This is a genomic window from Chitinophaga filiformis, from assembly GCF_900102545.1.
GTDB lineage: Bacteria > Bacteroidota > Bacteroidia > Chitinophagales > Chitinophagaceae > Chitinophaga > Chitinophaga filiformis.
Genome location: NZ_FNBN01000001.1, coordinates 907,595 through 924,103 on the forward strand (window position 1 = coordinate 907,595; position 16,509 = coordinate 924,103).

At 44.2% G+C, this 16,509-nt stretch carries 14 protein-coding genes; 7 read left to right on the top strand and 7 right to left on the bottom strand.

Annotated elements, in window-relative coordinates:
- Positions 1–49: 49 nt before the first annotated feature.
- The 3 genes from BLR32_RS03780 to BLR32_RS03790 are packed head-to-tail and all read left to right on the top strand — an operon-like array spanning position 50 to position 3,052.
- Positions 50–631, top strand: coding sequence for an RNA polymerase sigma-70 factor (locus BLR32_RS03780; RefSeq protein WP_176842156.1), 582 nt, complete (start codon positions 50–52; stop codon positions 629–631).
- A gap of 2 nt (positions 632–633) precedes the next feature.
- A complete protein-coding gene (locus BLR32_RS03785) occupies positions 634–1,590 on the top strand; it encodes a FecR family protein (protein ID WP_089828896.1) in 957 nt (318 codons plus the stop codon).
- A gap of 22 nt (positions 1,591–1,612) precedes the next feature.
- Positions 1,613–3,052, top strand: a complete 1,440-nt coding sequence (locus BLR32_RS03790) for a hypothetical protein (RefSeq protein ID WP_089828897.1) — start codon at positions 1,613–1,615, stop codon at positions 3,050–3,052.
- Positions 3,053–3,113: 61 nt separating this feature from the next.
- Here the strand turns inward: BLR32_RS03790 and BLR32_RS03795 are convergent, their stop codons facing one another.
- From BLR32_RS03795 to BLR32_RS03820, 5 genes are all read right to left on the bottom strand, one after another.
- Positions 3,114–3,926, bottom strand: coding sequence for a 2OG-Fe(II) oxygenase (locus BLR32_RS03795; protein ID WP_089828898.1), 813 nt, complete (start codon positions 3,924–3,926; stop codon positions 3,114–3,116).
- 270 nt (positions 3,927–4,196) lie between these two features.
- Positions 4,197–4,949, bottom strand: coding sequence for a LytR/AlgR family response regulator transcription factor (locus tag BLR32_RS03805; protein WP_089828900.1), 753 nt, complete (start codon positions 4,947–4,949; stop codon positions 4,197–4,199).
- Positions 4,927–6,000 (bottom strand): sensor histidine kinase, encoded by a 1,074-nt coding sequence (locus BLR32_RS03810; protein ID WP_089828901.1) that lies wholly within the window; start codon positions 5,998–6,000, stop codon positions 4,927–4,929. Before BLR32_RS03810 ends, BLR32_RS03805 begins: the two co-directional genes overlap by 23 nt.
- A 334-nt stretch (positions 6,001–6,334) precedes the next feature.
- Positions 6,335–8,515: an outer membrane protein assembly factor BamB family protein gene (locus BLR32_RS03815; protein ID WP_089828902.1), complete on the bottom strand. Its 2,181-nt coding sequence runs from the start codon at positions 8,513–8,515 to the stop codon at positions 6,335–6,337.
- A gap of 168 nt (positions 8,516–8,683) precedes the next feature.
- On the bottom strand, positions 8,684–9,664 hold the full coding sequence (locus tag BLR32_RS03820) for an NAD-dependent epimerase/dehydratase family protein (protein ID WP_089828903.1): 981 nt from the start codon (positions 9,662–9,664) through the stop codon (positions 8,684–8,686).
- 84 nt (positions 9,665–9,748) lie between these two features.
- Here BLR32_RS03820 and BLR32_RS03825 point away from each other — a divergent pair, with 84 nt between their 5' ends.
- On the top strand, positions 9,749–10,324 hold the full coding sequence (locus tag BLR32_RS03825) for a Crp/Fnr family transcriptional regulator (protein ID WP_089828904.1): 576 nt from the start codon (positions 9,749–9,751) through the stop codon (positions 10,322–10,324).
- Here BLR32_RS03825 and BLR32_RS03830 read toward each other — a convergent pair.
- Both BLR32_RS03830 and BLR32_RS03835 read right to left on the bottom strand, forming a co-directional pair.
- Positions 10,314–11,540: a cytochrome c3 family protein gene (locus BLR32_RS03830; protein ID WP_089828905.1), complete on the bottom strand. Its 1,227-nt coding sequence runs from the start codon at positions 11,538–11,540 to the stop codon at positions 10,314–10,316. The two genes, BLR32_RS03825 and BLR32_RS03830, sit on opposite strands and share 11 nt — an antisense overlap.
- Positions 11,541–11,576: 36 nt before the next feature.
- Positions 11,577–12,191 (bottom strand): c-type cytochrome, encoded by a 615-nt coding sequence (locus BLR32_RS03835; RefSeq protein WP_089828906.1) that lies wholly within the window; start codon positions 12,189–12,191, stop codon positions 11,577–11,579.
- Positions 12,192–12,260: 69 nt separating this feature from the next.
- Here BLR32_RS03835 and BLR32_RS03840 point away from each other — a divergent pair, with 69 nt between their 5' ends.
- The 3 genes from BLR32_RS03840 (at position 12,261) to BLR32_RS03855 (ending at position 16,329) form a co-directional block, all read left to right on the top strand.
- Positions 12,261–12,656, top strand: coding sequence for a VOC family protein (locus tag BLR32_RS03840; RefSeq protein WP_089828907.1), 396 nt, complete (start codon positions 12,261–12,263; stop codon positions 12,654–12,656).
- A 79-nt stretch (positions 12,657–12,735) separates the two neighbouring features.
- Positions 12,736–13,494 (top strand): hypothetical protein, encoded by a 759-nt coding sequence (locus BLR32_RS03845; protein WP_089828908.1) that lies wholly within the window; start codon positions 12,736–12,738, stop codon positions 13,492–13,494.
- 351 nt (positions 13,495–13,845) lie between these two features.
- A complete protein-coding gene (locus BLR32_RS03855; protein ID WP_143011355.1) occupies positions 13,846–16,329 on the top strand; it encodes a hypothetical protein in 2,484 nt (827 codons plus the stop codon).
- Positions 16,330–16,509 lie beyond the last annotated feature (180 nt).

The following is a 16,509-nucleotide window of genomic DNA, read 5'->3' on the forward strand; positions in this document are numbered from 1 at the left end:
ATTCTCTGCATTGTCTACCTTCGACTACTAATTTATAAGCGCGAGGCATTTGGAAGCGGTAAAAGCGTCAAAAAAAGACACCAGGCTACTGGAACAGTACTTCTTTGAGTATTTTGAAGTATTGCATACCTATGCCTATACCATACTGAAAGACAATGACGAAGCTAAAGATGTGGTGCAATCTGTCTTTATGCAATTATGGCAGAAAAGAGAGGTACTGACCATCAAACAGTCTGTCCGTTCTTACCTGTATGTCGCTACACACAACCATTGCCTGAATCATATCAAAAGCAGGAAAATACGGCAAAAACATTATGATCAGTTTGCCTCCGACGGCAAGGAGGGCTCAAGCACACAGGAAGAACATATAGAACTGGCAGACCTGAAAAAGGAAGTCCTGGCAGCTATGAAAACGCTACCGGACAAATGCCGGGAAGTATTCTACAAGAGCAGATTTGAAGAGAAAAGCTATGCCGAAATCGCTAAGGAACTCAATATATCTGTTAAAACCGTCGAAGCACAAATGGGCAAAGCACTGCGTATTTTACGGACTATCCTATCCGGCAAGACGTTCTTCTGGCTCATGATAAGCTGTCACTTATTGACTGGAATAAATAAACTTATTCAATAGTTATGGCACAGGGAGCAGAAAATATTATCGTAAACGACGACTTACTGTCAAAATATTTTTCCGGAGAGGCTTCTCCGGAAGAAGCTATCGCCATTGATGAATGGAAGCTCAGCAATGAGATCAATCAGCAGGAGTTTAGCTCACTATGGTCCGTCTGGAATCACGCATCACTGCGCACTCATAAAGTAGGCGACATACAATCTGCATGGCAGGAATTGCAGCCACTCCCCAAAAGGCTGCCATCCAGACGTATTACATTACTCAGATGGGCAGCTGCCGCATCTGTACTCTTCACTGTAGTTATTTCAGCTGCTTTATTATTTAAGATAAACAATAAGACACCTCAGCAAAAGACAGTCACTGCCTCACTACATAAAACAACACAGCAGGTGCTTGCTTGTGGATCGCGGGTGACCATTTTTCCAGGTAGTAGTCTCACTTACCCGCTATCATCTGAAGGGGATGAAAGACATGTAATACTGAATGGCAGTGGTTATTTCGATGTAAAAACTTTGGCTAATAAGCCCTTCATTGTTACTGCGGGTCCTGTAAGGATCAAAGTATTGGGTACGGCTTTTCATGTGTCAGAGACAGATACTGCGATCACGATAAAGGTGGTCAGCGGTAAAATACTCACGTCAGCTGCAGGCCAACAGCTAATCATTTCCGGTGGTGAAACTGGCAAATATCTGAAGAATGAGAAACAGCTGGTGCAGGTACAGGAACAGTACACCTTCCATTTCGATAATGAAAACCTCGCAGTAGTGATCGCGGCATTATCCAGGGCCTATCATAAGAAAATAATCATCAGGGATCCTGAGATTGCCACTCTCAAGATCTCTAGCAATTTTGAAAACAAATCACTTGACTATATACTGGAAGTAATTGCCATCACACTTAATGTAAAATATACTCCCAATCCAAACAATGATGAGATCTATTTCGATAATGCGAATTAACCTTCTTTTGTTCTGTATCCTTTTGTCAGCATTCACCAGTAGCCTATATGCACAACAGTATGAAAAAAACATTGTAAAAATATCACAGACACCCATCGACATTACATCCCTGGCAAAGACAATTGCGAAACAAACCGGATTGCAGTATTCTCTGAATATGCAAAATTCATCGCTGAAAAAGCGTATTACATTAAAAACAGGCAACTGGCTGCTATCCGATATATTAAAGCAGGTGCAACAACAGGCAGGACTTAATCACAGGATTCTTGGCGATCATATCCTTTTCATGGATTATCTGCCACCTGTTAACAAAAGCACCATCACTAATACCGCCACTCCTTTGCCATTACCATCAACCGTTGGCCCACACACATTAAAAGCAGGTAATAATAAGGCTCCTGATGCAATGACGCCATCAATATCAACTGCCAGGCAATTAAAGAGCATTGCTGGTGCTACGGTAAAAAGTGCTACAAAAAATACAGTCGCAGAAAAAATTACAGTCTCAAAAATTCCCTCAACGGTTAAAACAGAAACAGGGACAAACGCAAAGGCGAATCAGATAACAGACAATTACGATACCAGCGTTACCAACAATACGACTAACCCTGCCATAAAGCAGGACTCTACTTATTTTCTGTTACCCGGAAGGAGCGTCACGGGTAGTATGGTCATTGATACTACAGAGAGTTTATTACCACTATCACCCGCATATACAGTTTCCGGCTATACCCAGAAAATGTTTTCATTAACATTGTTTGACAACACAGATAATACCGGCAATAAAACAATGCCAGTTATCAGGAACACCGTTCAACCGCTGATGAAAAAAATCGCCATTACAAAAGAGAAAAGACAAAAGGAAAGTAATGGCCGACAGAGAAACAAATCATTCCGGCCGTCAAAGCTAAGCCCTGATGACGTGGAATGGTATCAGCCAGTCGTCAAAACGGGACTGAGCACAGATGAGATATTATATCTCAACGCGTCGCTAATGGCAGGCATAAAATATGTGTATGGTATCATTTCTTACGGCTATGCCTTTCCCGGAGGCCGTTTTCGCTGGGGTGCAGGTGTTCCCATCAGACTAAATGAAACACAAGAGCTGCATTTCAGTTTTACCACGGGTACATTGAAACGCGGCACCTCACCTGATTCATCCATCGTCTATGGAGTGAAGGAACGGCTAACACGTTATGGCGCAGGATGGTCTACAACAGTCAGTTCACGTATCACTTTCCAGGCACAGCTCCATTACAACATACTCAAAAAAACATCTGATTCCACTTCCATATATGCTCAAACCGCGGCAGGCGACTCTAAGCACTTCAGTTATGGTAAAGTACCCTATACGCTTAGCGAAAGCTACGGCGCTTATTCGTATGGACAAAACTACAGCACAGCCGGCGACTTCAAGCGATGGATCGGTATACAGCTTTCATTATTCTACAAATTATTCTAAGCAATCTTTAATGCCGGAAATGACTTTATAAGGTCATTATCCGGCATGACTACAGGTATTGTCAGGATTTTAGTTTGTTATAGGCATGCATCAGCACCGGCGGCACGAAATCTTTCAGGCCTAATTTTATGCCCTTCTTAAAATCTTCTGTCCGGTGCCTTCTCATCTTAAACAGTGTTGTATGATTTCCTAATGCAGGATCTATTTCCTCTTCCGGCCGGCCATTTGTGTAATAATATAGTGCAATGGATTTTCTTGTGCGGTCTTCAGGACAATTCAATGGATCCGGATGTCCGTGATAAGAATAGGATGTAGTAGAGAAAATGGCCATCCTGTTAAACAGCGGCAATATCTTTACTTCTGCCTTTTCCATATTTCTATCCCACAGTTCAAAATGACCACCATAACTTTCCTCCCAATCCTTATTCAGATATATCAGTACATTTAAACGGCGGTCAAGGTTCGTGATGGGATGCTTGTTGAAATCGGCATGTATCTTCAGTAATCCACCTCTGACAATCTGATGTAAGCCTCCACCTTCCAGGTAAGGATCTGGTATTAAACCTTTTATACCTGTAAGCTCTTCCAGGAAATTAAGGAAAGGGCGGGAGTTCAAAGAATAGATAAAATGTCGCGTGAATGCGCCATAATTACTTTCATCTTTTAATGCCAGCTTCAATTCCTGTGCATTACTGTATCTCTGCCAGTGTGCACCATTCGCTCCGGGAAATTCCTCCAGTACATTATTGAGCGCTTCTTCCGGGAAAACATTGTCCAGGTATATATGCGGAAAAGGATTTCCTTCGGCGTATCTATTCTTGTTGCTACTGGCAAGTGTCTGCAGTTTAGGAACATCTGGTATATAGTAATTCATAGAATGATAGGTTACATTGGTTAGAACAATGTAACCTATACGACAATTCAATTTATCAACCACCCTTACTCAGATGAAATATTTTTTATTTACCTTCGTCAGACTATTTAAAATCCCCATGGCATACAAGAGACGAGGACATCTTACTGTGATAGTAGAATATTGCGTACATCTGCGCAGGTTCATGCATAGAAAATACTGGAAAGCAGAAAGAAAGGCTGGGAAGAAATTGATAAGAAAGGAGCTAACGGAATACAAAAGACCGGCAGCTTAGCTCAACCACTTCCTCAAGGCATTTGATTTCTCCCTGCTCACCACTACTTCTTCTGTTGGAGGAAACAAATCCAGTTTCAGCTTACCATTAAATACCTGGTGGATCTTTTGTATAGAACCGGCAGATACAATGTATTGCCTGGTTGCCCTGAAAAAATCCCTGGGATTCAATTCCTGTTCCAGCTCTTCCAGGGTCTGATCTATCGTATAACGTTCTCCCTGGTTGGTAACGAGATATACCAGTTTGTGCTCGGAAAAGAAATAAGCGATATTAGGCACCATCACCGGTATCAGCATATCCCGGTAAGACACCAGGAAGCGGGAACGATATACCACTTCCCTGTGCTGCATCTTCTTAATCACCTCCAGCAAGTCAGGACCATTTGATTGGTTGACCAGTCCTTTTATTCTTGTAATGCTCTTTTCAAGTTGGGCTTCTTCCAATGGTTTCAACAAATAGTCAATACCATTCACTTCAAAAGCCTTCAGTGCATATTCATCATAAGCTGTAATAAAAATAACATGCGACCGGATCTGCACATGATCAAAGATCTCGAAGCTCAATCCATCTGTCAGTTTAATGTCCATACAGATGATATCAGGATGTTCATGCTTTTCCAGCCATTCTATGCTTGCCTGCACTGTTTGCAGCTCACCAATAATCTCAATATTCCTGTCGATCTGCGATAACATTTTTTTTAATCTCGCCGCATTAGGTAACTCGTCTTCAATGATCAGTATGCTCAGCATGTTCCTTTGCATTTTTTTTCATCAATGGTATCTTCACTTCAAAATAATTGCCGGTGTTGCTAATAACAGGCTTATTGCCGCTTAGCAGTAGATAACGCTGGGTAATATTCTTTAATCCCAACTGTGCCCCTGGTTCCTGTATACGCTTCGGGTTCTTATTGTTACGAACAACAAGCCACTTATTATCTGCAATGTAAATATCGATAATCAGCGGCGAATCATTCGTAAACTGATTATGCTTAATTGCATTTTCAATGAGTAATTGTAAAGTCAGCGGGGCTATATCACTTTGCAGATGATCTACTTCGGGCGATATATTAATGCGGATAGCCTGGCCATACCTGATCTGGTGAAGGAATAGTATGTTCTTGATAAAATCGAGTTCTACCGCTATGGAGATAGTGTTCTGCGTCCGGTTGGTCAGCATATAACGGTAGATGGAAGACAACTTCACCACATAGCTAACAGACAGGGAAGGATTTTCCTCTATCAGGGAAGTGAGCGCGCTTAGGTTATTAAACAGGAAATGCGGGTCCAGTTGCAGCTTCAGTGCGTCCAGCTGTGCCTGTACAGCCAGTTCATTCAATTTAAATGCTTCCAGGCGGGCATTATTCAATTTATTGATAAGATGTTCTGCGGCAAAGATGGAGGTGATCACGAGGCAATAGATCATCCCGGTGATGGAAGACTGGCGGTAAAGCAGCTGGTTAAAAGCGAACTTCTCCGGGAAAGGGACATGGAAAAAGAGGTAAAGCACCAGCAGTATGATACCCATATGGGCAATCAGCTGTGCAATGAAGCGCATTCTCATGTTCCGTTCCCATGGTAACCTGCGGTGTAACAGATAGGTCAGCCATATGCCGGTTTCTATCACCAGCAGGGGGAACAACCATGATACCAGTGTGTTGACAATAAAATCAAATACGGTAAATTGTCTCCAGGCGTTGAAGGTACGCTCGTAGGGGTTAATCAGGAAGAAAATGAGATTGGTAAGCAAACAAAAAATAGGATAGCCATAAAGTCTTAAGAATTTATAGTTGGATGTAGCCATAATATGTGAGACTTTTTATCAGGCTACACTATCCTATTGGTACAATATGTTTATTTGTAAGACACGCGGCGAACAGGTCTTGTCAGCAAATCCCATATTATATATAGTATGCCTAATGATAAAACAGATAAAACGATTTTAATAATACTCAGCAATTTACCTATTTTATACAGCTGTGACGCGTAGTGTAATGTATTTGTCATGACTGTTTCCGTTATTTGACAGCAATTTGGGGCAAATACCAGAAAATTACCGGTCAATCTGACTGAACTTACAAAAATCCCGACTGAACTTAAATTATCGCATACTGAAGTGAAAGCCTCAGTTCAGCATATTATTCCGGTAGGGCGAAAGCCACATATGTATCTCCTGATTTACTGCCTATTTTTCCACCGCCACAAGCAATGACCACATACTGCCTGCCTTTCAGGGAATAAACAGCCGGGGTAGCATACCCTGCAGCCGGCAACTGCCCCTCCCACAACTGGCGACCGGTCTTTTTGTCGAAAACCCTGATCTTTTCGTCCTGCGTAGAGGCGACGAATATCAGCCCACCCTTGGTAACGACCGGCCCACCATACACTTGCGTCCCTGTTGGAGGAATTCCCCTCTTTTTAAGGGCTTCAAACTCGCCCAGGGGTACTTTCCACAATAGCTTACCGGAATTCAGGTCTACGGCATTTAAAGTGCCCCAGGGTGGTTTTATACCGGGGTAACCATCCTTATCCAGGAAACGGACATAGCCCGTCATGGTATAGGGCACCTCATCCAGGATGCTTTTCTTTCCGGAGGTATTGGCGCTTGCCCGGGCACCCGGTTCTTCCTTACCGGCGGTTGCTGTGTGTAACAGGAAGTCAATCAGTGCGGCCCTCTCCTCATCCGGGATCTGTTTAAACGATGGCATCATGTTCCTCCCGCCTGTTATTATTTTCCTGATCTGATCCGCCTGATATTTCCTGCCGATATTTACCAGGGAGGGATAGGAGCTACCATTCCCTTTCAGTTCAGGGCCATGACAACTGATACAGTATTTATTATAGGTATTGTGCCCGGCGGCCTCATTTTTACCTGCTTTAGGTACATCGATCATGGTCAGCGACCAGGGTAGTTCGGTGCTGTTCACATACAGGATCTGCGTTTCAGGGTCAACAGCAGCGCCGCCCCATTCGCCACCGCCATCAAAACCGGGAAATATCCAACTACCTTCCTTTGAAGGTGGCGTAAACATGGTGGCATACTTTACTTTCCGGAACTTCTCCAGCATCTCCTGGTGTGCTTCCGGGCTCAGATCGGTCAGATCTTCCTCACTGAACTGCTGCCGGGCAAAGGGCTCCGGTAATACAGGAACCGGCTGCGTGGGCCAGGGAGTTTCCCCCGGCAACGCTTCCTGGGGAACAGCTCTTTCTTCTATCGGGAAGATAGGTTTGCCATTGGTTCTGTCAAACAGGAATATATAACCGTGTTTTGTGATCTGTGCTACCGCATCAATCGTCTTTCCGTCTTTATGCAGGGTGATCAGGTTCGGATTGGCCGCCAGGTCGCGATCCCAGAGGTCGTGGTGCACCACCTGGTAATGCCATAGATATTTCCCGGTGGCAGCATCCAGGGCTATCAGTGAGTTGGCGAACAGGTTCGTACCCTTGCGGAAACCGCCGTAAAAGTCACCACCTACACTGCCTGTAGGGACATATACGATGCCTCTTTCCTCATCCAGGGACATGCCCGCCCAGCTATTGGCGCCCCCTAATTTCTTCCAGGCATCCTTGTCTGGCCAGGTATCATACCCGGTTTCGCCGGGGTGAGGAATAGTATGAAAAATCCAGCGGCGCTCGCCGGTGTGTACGTCAAAAGCACGGATATGCCCGGGAGCTGCGTCAGCCGATTCCGCAACCCTGACACCAACGATCAGCAGATCTTTATAGATAATACCGGGTGTATTACCCGATACATAGGCGTCTCCATCAGTCATCCTGTCGAGGTGCTCTGACAGATCAATATATCCTCCTTTTCCAAAACTTCTGACAGGCTTTCCGTCCAGGGCATTAATGGCATAAGTACGGTTACCCGCATTGTAAAAGATCCGTTGATCCTTTCCATCTTCACTCTGCCAGTATACCACACCACGGCTGACTTTCATCAGGGCAGCAGGATCGTTTTTAGCAGCAGTATCTTCAGAAGCAGGGTCGAACAGCCAGTGTTGCTGCCCGGTGGCTGCATCCAGGGCAAATAGTTTTAAGCGGGGAGAAAGGCCGTATAAAACACCATCTACCATTACAGGATTACACTGATTCTGAGAACGGCCTGCAGTATCCTTGTCATGCGTGCTATATGTCCAGGCTACCTGTAGCCGGGATACATTATCCGGATTGATCTGGGTATTGGCAGAGTAGCGGATACCGTCTTTGGAGCCGGCATAGGTCGCCCAGCTATTATAATCATTTGTGGCAGCAGGATTTTTACAGGACGCTAATAGCAATAACGTGGACAACAGTATTGACCAAACAATGTTTGTCATTCAACAACTGGTTTATGTATCTCCAAGATAATAAAACAGCTTGTTCTCTTTTTTACAATTTTAGTTTCAAGGGGTATACTTTCTTTGCTATTAGTAAACGGGGGAATAAATACCGCCATTCTAAACTAAGGGGCAACCGGCTTCAATGCCAGCTGCCCCTTCCCCAATTTATACCGGATAAGGGCCATCTTCGAATGCTTCTGCATGATAGCCCTTGGATCCTACGGTTTTAGCGAGCGGACTACGTAATTCTTCCCCGGCCTTCAGGCGTTCAATCACATACCTGAAATCATACACCGGTTGCCAGCCTAACTCTTTCCTGGCTTTCTCATTCACATATATCCTGTCAATTCCCTGGAACATTTTCCAGCCTCTCCGCTCATATTCTTCCACATATTCCGGCACGAGCCCCTGTACTACCCACAATGCATTATTCCGGAGGTAAGTAGCATGTCCGCGCATAAAAGGAGTGGTAGCGCTGATAATGTATTTACCAAAACCGATCTCCTTTGCCTTTTTAGCAGCCAGTATGTGAGCATTCACAGCGTCTTCCAGTTCCACACGACGGAACAGGAATTCATTTGCCTTCAGGTTCTCATCAACATAGGCATTTCTTGCGTTGCGGTTGTCGTCTTCTTCCGGGAAAAAGCGGGAAGTTCTCAGCACTATACAAGGCAGACCATGGTTCCTGAAGAACAACTGGCACAGATCTTCTGCCGCAGCTTTTGTAACACCATAGATATTCTTGGGTACCGGTATCACATCTTCTGTGATCCATGCCGCCGGCGATCCTGCTTTGGGTTCCAGTGCATCTCCGAAAACGCTGGTTGTACTGGTGAATATAAAAGCGCCCACACCTGCGGCAACAGATTCCTGCAGCAGGTTCAGTGTGCCGGTAATGTTAGTATCAACAAACTCCTGCATGCTATGCGTAGCCACATGCGGCTTATGTAAGGTGGCGGTATGAAATACTGCCTTCACACCATCAAGACAACTTTTTACAAAGTCCCTGTCTATGATGGACCCTACATGTGTTGTAAACGAAGAGGCAAGTATATCTATGCCAATCACTTCATAACGCTGCGCCTTCAGTATACGGGCCAGCCCTTCACCAAGATGTCCGGCGCTTCCGGTAACTAAAACTTTCATATGTTAGAGGTATCTTAATGTTCTGTCACCCCGAAGGTAAGGGGTGTTAACTCAAATTTCGGGACATTTGTCCCACTTACAGGTATGATCACAACAAATCTGCAACTGCGGAATTTAATGGAAGAGCTGACAGGCAACGATAGCACCAGCAGTGCTATCACACTGCGAACCCTTCAGCCTAAACAAAGACTGATTGTACAGGATCAGGCGCTTCAGAGTGTATATATTATCAGGTCAGGTGTAACCAAGTGTTTTATTACAGAAAACAATGAGAAAGATTATATCCTGGATTTCCTGGGAGAAGGTGAGATCCTTGGCGAGATTGAAGCGATCAGGCATACCAGGGCAACATGCACAATAGAGGCTATCACGCCAACGACTGTTTATACCATGAGCAGCACACAGTTTCATCATTTTTTCAGAACACTGCCTGCCTTTGGCAGCGTTGTGCTGGAACTGATAGCTGCCCGGCTGGCCAGGATCTCCGAGAAAGCAGCAAGGCAACAGCTGTATACCTTATCAGAAATGTTACCCCAGCTGTTGTCCGCACTCGAATCTCAGCAGATCACCTTTACCAAACAGGACCTTTCCGAATACCTGGGTATTTCCGTCAGAAGTCTGAACAGGTTACTGAAAGATGCCGGTAATACTACTCTTTGAGTGCAGCCATAAATTGCTTCGTTTCTTCCCTATAAATGGCAATCAGGTGTGTACGCATGGAATCCGGCGTAGGACTGGTTTGCCCGTTCGTCAGCATAGTAATGCTCCTGGAAGGTAATGCCGGCATATGACAGTCAATACAATTCTTCGAAAGCGTCGCTGCCGGCAGCGCAGTCATTTTACAGAAAGTGTGATCTTCCGTTTTATGACAATTCATACAGCGTTGGGAAAAGGCCTGGAACTGCTCTCTTTCATTATTATGCGGATTATGGCAGGATGAACAGTTCATCCCCTCGCTTTTTATAAAACACTTACTGGCAGTAAATAACTGGTATTGCTTTCCATGTACGTCAATCTCTGCCGTCTTCTCCGGACGGGTAAAATCAGGGAAGAAATAATCCGATAGATGATCCCCCGGTTTGAAATCAAAAGCAGGCTTTTGCGGAGTACCCAATCCGGAGTGACAAAGTGCACACATATCCAGCTTCTGCTGGTTCTTCAGGGAGCCGATCTTAGTAATGTGCATCGCATTTTTTTCCTGCGGATGATCTTTGTGAAAAGCTACATGTTCCGCCGCAGGACCATGGCATCGCTCACAATCAATACCATACACCAGCTGATTCTTTTCAAACTCCTCAGACAACTGCAGGCCCTCCATATTGACACGCTTAATACCCACCGCAGAACTATGACAACCGAAACAGGTACTGGGTATCATCCTGTCAAATTTGGGATAGGAAGGCGGGAAACCGGGACTATTGGCCCAGCTATGCGCAGAGATAAAATAAGACAGCGGCAACTGGAAATACTTCCCGTTTTGCCAGGAAAGGAAGGTCTGTGCCTTTCTGCCTGATCCTATACTGATATTAAACCGGTGTAATTCCTCTAAAGTGCTGTCCGATAAGGCCACCTGGAAAAGACCACTATCCCGGGCCTCCATTATGACCTTCGTTCCATTGCTGTAGGAAAAGACATTATGAGGACTTACAAAACTACCTTTAATAGCTGCCTGGGAGGCCGGACCGGAAGTTTTATAATGCCCGGTAGTGACATAGTTATCGTAGATATTCTTATGACAGCTGATACAGGCTGCTGCTCCTGCAAATTGCTTTCCCCGCAGGTCCTTTTCTTCCTTAGACCGTTTATTGATACATTGTGAAAAGATGATAATACAGGAAATGATCAGCAGGGATATGCATAGCAGTCGTTTGTTCATAACGTTGGAATAATGGCCGAATATATAAAAATTTAATCACCCGCCTGCGCCTGCGGCCTTTTCGGATGCTAATATATAGTCAGCTATTCCCTCAATTTCGGCAGGCGTTAATACACCCTGCCAGGCAGGCATACCTTTGGTAACAATGCCTTGCATGATCGTTTTCCTGATATCCCCTTTAGAGCCTCCGTTGATCCATTTTCCGTCTATCAGGCTGGCCACTTTATCCCTGCCTTCCAGGTTATTGCCATGGCAACTGGCACATAACTGTATATATAAATCTCTGGTGCTACGGCCTTTCGCAGTAGAAGCAGGAGCAGCAGCAACTGCAGATGTATTAATGGCCGTGGTCAGCGCAGCAGTTGGCGGTGTGCCGCCTTTGGCGGGTTTGATACGCAACACCAGATCATATCCTTTTTCTGTAGGTGTCATATTACTTTCCGGTGGATCAACCTGTGAGGTGGAGATATATAAATATCCGTCAGGTCCTTCTGCTAAGGCACGGATACGGCCAAATGCGTTTTTGAGCAGGAAATTATAGGACGCTATTTTATTGTCCCGGAATGTTACATCGAGGATAGCTTCGCCACGCATACAGGCCACCAACAGATGTCCTTTCAAAGAGGGGAATGCCTTACCGCTATAAAACAATTAAAGTTCTGAAATTAGTGCTAAAAAACACGTCTGTCCTCCTTCATTATTACGTATCTTTTTGCAACCATGAAACAAAAGATCGCCCATATCACGCTCGTCGTTGACAATTACGACGATGCCATCCGGTTCTATACCGAAAAGCTTCATTTTACCCTCGTGGAAGATACTCCGCTGGGCGAAGGCAAAAGATGGGTGCTGATAGCCCCGCCGGGATCGGAGGGAAGCTGCCTGTTGTTAGCCCAGGCGGTTGGTGAAGAACAGCAAAGCAGGATAGGTAATCAGACAGGAGGAAGGGTATTCCTGTTTCTTTATACAGACGATTTTGAAAGAGACTTCCGGAACCTGCTGGATAAAGGGGTAAAGATTGTCAGACAACCTCTTGAACAGCCTTACGGAATAGTAGCTGTTTTTGAAGATCTGTATGGCAATATGTGGGATCTGATACAACCTGCCGGACGTTAATAAATCTTTTGTTAAAAGGGCAGGGGGAAACATTTACTATTGCTTTTTTCTCTAACTTCAATAGACTTTCCCCTGTTATATGCCTTACCTTAAAGCATTGCTGCTACTACTGCTCCCCTTGTACTTTTCATGTAATACCCATACATCAAAAGCAGAACATTCATTTTACTACTGGAAATCAAGCTATGACTGGGGCGACAACTGGGACCTGGGTTGGAACGCGCGGCCGGACAGTGTAAGAAAAGCGCTTGGTGTACAGCATTTTTACCTGCACTATTTTGATGTGGACTGGAGCGAGAATTTATCCATGCCTGTTCCAGAAGCGGAATTCGCCTCTTTGGAATCTATCGGCAGGCTGCTTGAGGATTGCCGCTACACGCCTGTTGTTTTTATTACCAACCGCACTTTTGAACAATTGCCAGACAGTTCCTGCGAATGGCTGGCTAAACGTGTAGCAGACAAGATCAACGCTTTCTCAGATAAGCTGGAAATAAGCGTCATTGATAGAAAGACAGCACGTATCTATGATCAATTGCCGTCTCCGATATATACTCAACAAGATTCTATTAAAAAAATAATAACTGCAGCCAGAGAAAGGTTAAATACCGAAATCCAGATAGATTGCGACTGGACAGCGGGCACCCGGGAAAAATATTTTCATTTTCTGAAGGCGCTCCGACATTACTATCCTGATAAGATACTTTCTGCCACCATCAGATTATATCCTTATAAGTATACTAAAAAAATGGGTGTACCACCCGTAGACAGGGGTATGCTGATGTGTTATAACCTGGGCGATATTAAAGATGCCAGTACCAACATTCCGTTTTTGATTTAAAGACGCTGCAACAATACTTTAATGGTCCTTCTTATCCTTTACAGCTGGACATTGCCTTTCCCGTTTTTGGGTGGTATGTATGGTTCAGAGGAAATGACTTTAAAGGTATTATTCACGACGGCCCTTCGCTCGTGAATGACACCATTACATTTGCCCATCTGGAGAAAAATCGCTACCGCGTGATGACGGATACCGTGCTTGGCGACAACTACTACCGATCGGGCGACATACTACGTATGGAATACCCCGACTCCAATATGCTTAATACAGCAATTGATATCGTAAAAGAAAACGTGCCCAGCTACCATCGCATTGCATTCTATCACTGGAACGAGTCTTCAATAATGACATATGAAAAAGTTATCCAAAAGGCTTTTACTGCTCGTTAACACTTCGCTGTTATTGGTCTTCCCATACATGCATACCCGAAGCTGTGGTCCGCAACTCCCTGTTGACCTGCGCTTTACATTATTTCAACCCGACCTCTCAGGGCGTAATAACCTGGCGCCTTTGTACTATCGTTTGCCTGCAAGCGGCTACTTTTATTCTGACCCGCAAAAAAAAGACTATCTCCGCAACTGCCGGGAATGGCAGAAAATAACAGGAAATACAGTTGCATTGAAAGATATCTACATGATACAGTATGATGAATCTCCGGGTGATTTTGTATATGCCTATCGTCATGGCGACTGGGAACACCTAAAAGACAACTCGTTTGTACAATGGCTAAAAATGCCTGCACATAAAAAGGAACTGGATTATATGGCTTTTGCCAAACACGTCGAGTACAGCCTGTTTGGTAATGCTGATCCCTGGGGAGCTCAGGCGCTTCCTGTAAATATGGAGGCCCTGATCAATACGGCAGCTCATAATTGCAGAAGTATAACATCCAGATTTCTGCAGCAACGCTATGCTTTCCAGATCGTAAAACTACATTTCTATAACAGGAATAAAGATGCGGGTGCTAACAACAATTTGATCGGTTATTACGATGCCTATCTGAAAGACAAACCAACCATTGTGTCCGACTGGGGTCTCTACTATTACGGGCTGGTACAGCGTGATCCCAACGTGCACCTGAAATATATGCTGGAAAGCTTTGACAGATGTGAAGAGAAAAAAGGCCCTGTATTTGGCAATATTACCCGACAGGACCTGGACGACTTTTCGACAGTTAAGTCAGACAAACATACTATTGCACTTGTTCAGGTATTGAAAGCATTGAAGCAACCCGGTAGGTCATTGCCAACATTGCAGCAATTGTACAATATTGAACCTAACTGCTCATATTTCCCTTTACTGATATGCAGAGAAGTTAATAAACTGGAAGACTGGATATCCACTCCTGAAATACTCGACTTCAATTCATCCATAAGGGAAAGCCTATTTTTTGCATCAAGGAACTACGAAATTAATACGGATGAACATCAACCAGATACTGCCTATGCATACTATGCAGCCAAAAATATTGAAAGCGACCGGCAATATCTACGCTCATTCAGGAACTTCCTTATCGGTATGCTGGAAAGGAAAAATATGAATAAGGATATGATCCATCTGGCTATTGCACATCTTGACAACATGGATGGACGTTATACTGACGCAGCATTTCATCTTGGTAAATTAGATCCTTTAAAAGATACACTTTATCAGCGGCAAGCCATTGTTGAGAAACTGATCGCTGCCTTTTACAGCAGGAACGTTACTGACCCTCGTGTTAAACAGTATCTGTACGGTCAGTTTCAGGTACTTGAGCAGCTTGGCTACGAACTGAGGGATACCCAGACAGGTGTGCCGAAAGACCAGGAAGGCGAAAACAAAGATATGCGTGCTTCCCTATTGTTAATGCTAAGTCAACGTTATAAACAGGCAGGAGATATGGTGACAGCTGGATTGTTATTTCAGAAAGCCAATCTGCTTGTAAACGAATATACTGGTGGTTATTATGGGAAGGAGAGTCCTGCAGTAAGCTATCGCAGGATCGCTTATTTCGATAAATACGCTACACCTGAAGATGTGGAGAAGCTGATACGGTTTAAACATCAATCCCGTAAAACACTATTCGAAAAAATGATTGTACCGGCAGTATGGGCTCCGGATGATTTCTACAGAGATGTAAAAGGAACATTACTCATCCGTCAGCAACGCTTCAGAGAAGCAGCTATGGAGATGGAAAAAATAGCTGACGACTTCTGGGAAAAGAACTGGGAGTACAAAAGCTATCTGACACGCATGTATATTGGTAGCCCCGGCATACTTGTGCCAGGTGAAGACCGCCGGAAACGTTATTCAATAACAAGCAAAAAAACAATACTAAGAGATATCCTGTCATTACAGGATAGCCTGTCTCAGGCTAGCACAATGGCGGCAAAAGCGCGCTTCCACTATCTGCTGGGAAATGCCTATTTCAATATATCCTATTATGGTAGGGAGTGGATGATGAGCGCCTACGGCCAATCATACTCAGAAACATCAACAGGGGTTCCGTTTAATTATAAATGGGCGTGGTTCTCCTTTTACCCGAATGAAAACATTTACAAAAGTGACTACTACCAGTGCACGCATGCTTTCAACATGTATGAAAAGGCATTACGCCTATGTGGGAAGGACAAGGAGTTACATGCGAAGATCCTGTTAATGCTGAACATCTGTGATAAGTCCAGATATACCTTCTTCACAGAGAAAGGAAAATATAACAAAGGTATTATAGACTACCGGCGTAAAACTGCAGCTTATAGATTTCCTTATCTGAAACAGTTAAAAGAACAGGACGGAGATACAAAAGTATTCGCAGACAGCCGTACTGAATGCCCCGATGTAGCAGCATTTAAATGATATCAGGCCTATTATTCCGAACAATATCCAAATATTTATACACATCCCCAAACCAGATGATTATCAAACACTAACAAGAGGTTCTTGCAGTTTATTTTATTACTATTCTTCCGAATCTTTTTTGGAATTCAGAAAATTGTTATAACCTTTGTATGGTAATTCAATTTACAATGGACACTG

Coding starts and splice junctions, on each gene's coding strand:
- BLR32_RS03795 (WP_089828898.1), bottom strand. CDS start 3,926: ATGAATTACTATATACCAGATGTTCCTAAACTGCAGACACTTGCCAGT.
- BLR32_RS03820 (WP_089828903.1), bottom strand. CDS start 9,664: ATGAAAGTTTTAGTTACCGGAAGCGCCGGACATCTTGGTGAAGGGCTG.
- BLR32_RS03810 (WP_089828901.1), bottom strand. CDS start 6,000: ATGGCTACATCCAACTATAAATTCTTAAGACTTTATGGCTATCCTATT.
- BLR32_RS03785 (WP_089828896.1), top strand. CDS start 634: ATGGCACAGGGAGCAGAAAATATTATCGTAAACGACGACTTACTGTCA.
- BLR32_RS03845 (WP_089828908.1), top strand. CDS start 12,736: ATGCCTTACCTTAAAGCATTGCTGCTACTACTGCTCCCCTTGTACTTT.
- BLR32_RS03805 (WP_089828900.1), bottom strand. CDS start 4,949: ATGCTGAGCATACTGATCATTGAAGACGAGTTACCTAATGCGGCGAGA.
- BLR32_RS03825 (WP_089828904.1), top strand. CDS start 9,749: ATGATCACAACAAATCTGCAACTGCGGAATTTAATGGAAGAGCTGACA.
- BLR32_RS03815 (WP_089828902.1), bottom strand. CDS start 8,515: ATGACAAACATTGTTTGGTCAATACTGTTGTCCACGTTATTGCTATTA.
- BLR32_RS03855 (WP_143011355.1), top strand. CDS start 13,846: ATGAAAAAGTTATCCAAAAGGCTTTTACTGCTCGTTAACACTTCGCTG.
- BLR32_RS03840 (WP_089828907.1), top strand. CDS start 12,261: ATGAAACAAAAGATCGCCCATATCACGCTCGTCGTTGACAATTACGAC.
- BLR32_RS03830 (WP_089828905.1), bottom strand. CDS start 11,540: ATGAACAAACGACTGCTATGCATATCCCTGCTGATCATTTCCTGTATT.